The sequence below is a fragment of the Streptomyces sp. CB02959 genome (assembly GCF_002803155.1).
Lineage (GTDB): Bacteria > Actinomycetota > Actinomycetes > Streptomycetales > Streptomycetaceae > Streptomyces.
In genome coordinates, this window is record NZ_NNBP01000076.1 from 1 (window position 1) to 4,144 (window position 4,144).

Here is a 4,144-nt window from a genome sequence, read left to right on the forward strand (position 1 = left end):
CAGAGTCCGATCGACTACGAATACGACCATCGCACCAACTCCGCCTCGGAGATGGCCGCTTAGAAGATCTCCACAGTTCGAGGGGATTGACATGGCTGACCATGCGCAACCTCCTTGCCGAGACCGGATCGAACTGGCCGCTGCGCAGCAGCCGCACGCAAGTACTCGGCATCGTCGCCGCGAGCACCAACGTGATGGATGCGTGGCTGGCCGAGGAACCGGACAGCCACGACGCGCGGGTCATGCTCGCCCGGGTGGCTGTGGAGCGGGCGATGCGGGCGCACCGGCTACGTCACGGTGCCGCGTGGGGACTGGAGTACCGGGCACGGCGCGCGGCACTTGTCGCGGCCGATGGAGAGCCGCAGGACCCGGTGCCGTGGCTGTGCCGTCTGTCCCTGGCCCAGATCGACACGCGGCAAGCCTGGCGGGAGCACCGTGAGGAAGCGGCCGAACCGATGCTGCCGACCGGCCCCTGGGGACTGTTCCACCAGGTCGAGCAACGCGATCCTGGCAACCGGGAGGCGTATCACCGGATGATGCACTTCCTGCTCGCCCGCCAGGTGCTGGAAGCAGCAGCCCTCGCGGAGGTCATGGACTTCGGCCGATGGGGAGCATCGAAGGTCCACGACGGGTCACCGCTGCTGCTGTTGCCGATCTACGCGATGGCCGAGCTGTGCCGACGCCGCGCAGCCTATCCCCGATCAGCGGTGTGGCGGCTGCAGTGGTCGCAGGAACCCATGCTCGGCTACACACTGCGCGCGTTCCACCTCTGGTTCCGCAACACCGATCCGGTGCTGCGATCGGTGACCGATCTCAGTCACCTGGCTTGTGCGCTGTGGGCAGCGCACAAGCTGGCCGAAGCAAGTGAGGTGTTCGATGCCTTGGGCCCGTATGCGACCCGGGAACCGTGGGCCTCGGTGCACGACTACGGCTCCCGACCCGACGCCCCGGCGGTCCTGTTCCTTCGAGCGCGCACAGAGTCCGCCGCAGCAGCGGCCAAGCGCCGCCCGCCCACGCCGCTCCCCGTAGGACTCCCTCCCCAGATCGCTCGTTGACCCGCTTGGAGGTTTCGTGTCCGGCACGTCTCGCCACTCCCCCGGCAGCAGCACCGACGACCTGGTGCTCCGGGAACTGGGCTACGAGCAGCAGCTCAGCCGTCGGATGACCGCGTTCGGGAACGCAGGCGCGAGCTTCACCGTCATCAGCGTCCTTTCGGGCTGCATGACGATGTACGGCTTCGGTATGACGACCGACGGCCCCGCAGTGATGCTGTGGGGCTGGGTGGCGGTCGGGGCCATGGTGCTGTTCGTCGGCGCCGGCCTGGCCGAGGTCACCTCCGCCTACCCGACCAGCGGCGCCCTCTACTTCATGTCCCACAAACTCGGCGGCCGACGGTGGGGCTGGTACACCGGCTGGCTCAACCTCCTGGGCCTGGTGGCCGCAATCGCCGCCACCGACTACGGCTGCGCCCAGTTCACCTCCGCCTTCCTCACCATGCAGTTCGACACCACGGCAGGCCCGGGCACCACCTTCGTGGTCTTCCTCGCGATCCTGCTGCTGCACGCCGTCCTCAACGTCCAGGGCGTGCGCCTGATCAACACCCTGAACGTGGTCAGCGTGTGGTGGCATCTGGCCGGCGTCGCCGTCATCGTCGGCGCCCTGCTCCTGATCCCCTCACATCACCACTCCACCTCGTTCGCCTTCGCTTTCGTCAACAACACCGGCTTCAGCTCGTCCTGGTACGTCGCCCTCATCGGGTTGCTCATGGCCCAGTACACCTTCTCCGGGTACGACGCCTCCGCGCATCTGTCGGAGGAGACCACCAACGCGCAGGTCGCCGCACCGCGCGGCATCCTGCGGGCCATCGTCTGGTCGTGGGCCGCCGGGTTCGCGCTGCTGGCCGGGCTCACCTTCGCCATCCAGGACTACGCCACCACCCAGGCCGCCGACGTCCCGCCAGCGCAAATCTTCCACGACGCCCTCGGCCCGGGAGCAGCGAAGGCGCTGCTGCTCATCGTGATCGTCGCGCAGTTGTTCTGCGGCACCGTCGGGACCGTCGCCGCCTCCCGAATGGTCTTCGCCTTCTCCAGGGACCGCGCTCTGCCCGGCTGGCAGGTCTGGCAACGGGTGAGCAACGGCACGCCGAAGGCAGCAGTGTGGCTGTCGGTCGGCAGCGCCGCGGTACTGACGCTGCCGGCGCTGCACAGCACGACCGCCTACAGCGCGGTGACCGCGATCGACGTCATCGGCATCACCCCCGCCTACGCCCTCCCGATCTTCCTACGCATCCGACACCGGCACCGCTTCACACCCGGCCCGTGGAACCTGGGCCGCTGGAGCCTTCCCGTCGCCACTGTGGCGGTGGCATGGGTGCTCTGCGCGACGGTCCTGTTCTGCCTTCCGCAACACACTCCGGTCACCCTCGACACCTTCAACTACGCGCCGATCGCTCTCGTCGTGGTGCTGGCCGTGGCAACCGTGTGGTGGTGGCTGGCCAAGCACAACTGCGCAACGCCAGCGGGCCCCACCGACCGCGACCTGGCCGCCCTGGAGAGCGAGGTCATCTGACGCGCTCCCTCCCCCTCCCGTCGACACCCCCTCCGCAGCGGTCGGCCACAGATATGGACCGCCTCCGACACTGCGGCCCCACTCAGCGCACCCCTGCCCACACCGAAGGCCACAAATGCCCACACCTGCTACTCCGATCGACAGCCTCACCCCCGCCGAGAGCCGCGTCACCCAGCACGTGGCGGGCGGCCTGACCAGCGGCGAAATAGCCATCAAGCTACGCCTCGCCCGAGGCACGGTCGACGGTCATCTCCGGCACGCCCAGTACAAGCTGAGCGTGAACAACCGGGCCGCTCTCATCCACCGCAGCTACACCCGCGAGCAGTTGCCCCGCCCTGAACGCATCCAGCCGCCCCACAACGCCGACGAGACTGACATCGAGATCCTCCGGCTGCTGGCCACCGGCGCCACCCACGCCCAGATCGCTCAGCACAGCACCCACGAGTTGTCCCATTGCAGCGTCAAGTCCCACCTCAAGAAGCTCAGGGAGAAGTGGGAGGCAAGGAACGACGCCCACTTGATTACACGGGCATGGGAGTTCGGAATCGTCAACGAATCCGAGTCCGTCGACACCCCTCTCTCGGCTTCAACACCGGCAGTTGAAAGGGCAACTGGCCCCAGGCACTCCGGCGAGGTGACACCGTAGCCATGCCCCACCACCCGGACTGCCCGGACTGCCTCCGCGCCGCCCACGCCCAGGGACACCCACCTCCCGAGCCACCCACACCAGAACCTCCTGTACCTGTAATCGCGCTCATCCTGATGGGGTTTGGCATCGCAATGCTGCTCTTCGGATGGGCCGGTCTGATGTGGCTCCTCCACGCCGTCTGCGACTGACATCTCCGTCTGCACCCAAGTGAAGGAGAACGACAAGCGCGAGAACACCTACATCGACCCGGATGCCGGGAAGGTCTCACTGCGCCGGTACGCCGATCTATGCCGAGTTCGGCATAGGTCCGCGTAGCGGATGAGCCGCATGCCATGGCGGCGACGCTTGGCCCGGAGCACCTGCCCGGCGTTGGGGCCGCCCGGGGACTGGGCGATGTAGTCGTCCAGCACCGTGAGGGCCACACTGCTGAGCCGGGGCGAGAGAACGACCCTTGCTGGGTCCCGGTGTTGCTCTCTCGCAGCACGTGGTCCTCTCCGAGGACGCCTGCTTTCAAGAACGCCATCACCAGGGCCAGAACACGCTTGTCCGCAAGGCGACTTCGCACCCTGTCCATCAGGGCAACGTGCGAGATTTCATCGAAGCAGGCTTTGATATCGCCCTCCACCACCCACTCGTGGGAAGGGAACGCGAAATGGCGTACCTCAGCAACCGCGTCATAGGCCCGGCGGTTCGGGCAGAACCCGTAGGAGCACGGATGGAAATCCACCTCGAACACAGCGAGCTGGGCAGGTCCCTGAGTGGCTTCCGGGGCATTCAAAGGCCGTGAGGCGACAGGAGTCACGCACTGGCGCCTCACGCTGTGGCTCGTCAGTCCATTCGCCGTGGCTCCCGACGACAATCCACGCGGAAGAGGACGCCAGGTATCCCGAACCGGTGCCACACGTCGTCCGTGATCACGGCGTTGAC

The 4,144-nt window shown here is 67.1% G+C and carries 3 protein-coding genes; all 3 read left to right on the forward strand.

Translation table 11 applies throughout. From position 1 onward, the window contains the following. Positions 1–101 precede the first annotated feature (101 nt). Positions 102–1,055 carry a hypothetical protein gene (locus tag CG747_RS46750; protein WP_100607945.1) on the forward strand — a complete coding sequence of 318 codons (954 nt, stop codon included), beginning with the start codon at positions 102–104 and terminating at the stop codon, positions 1,053–1,055. A 16-nt stretch (positions 1,056–1,071) separates the two neighbouring features. Then, entirely contained in the window at positions 1,072–2,568 is a 1,497-nt protein-coding gene (locus tag CG747_RS46755) for an amino acid permease (RefSeq protein ID WP_257981241.1), read from the forward strand. A 115-nt stretch (positions 2,569–2,683) separates the two neighbouring features. After that, a complete protein-coding gene (locus CG747_RS46760) occupies positions 2,684–3,214 on the forward strand; it encodes a LuxR C-terminal-related transcriptional regulator (protein ID WP_100607946.1) in 531 nt (176 codons plus the stop codon). Positions 3,215–4,144 lie beyond the last annotated feature (930 nt).

Coding starts and splice junctions, on each gene's coding strand:
- CG747_RS46760 (WP_100607946.1), top strand. CDS start 2,684: ATGCCCACACCTGCTACTCCGATCGACAGCCTCACCCCCGCCGAGAGC.
- CG747_RS46750 (WP_100607945.1), top strand. CDS start 102: ATGCGCAACCTCCTTGCCGAGACCGGATCGAACTGGCCGCTGCGCAGC.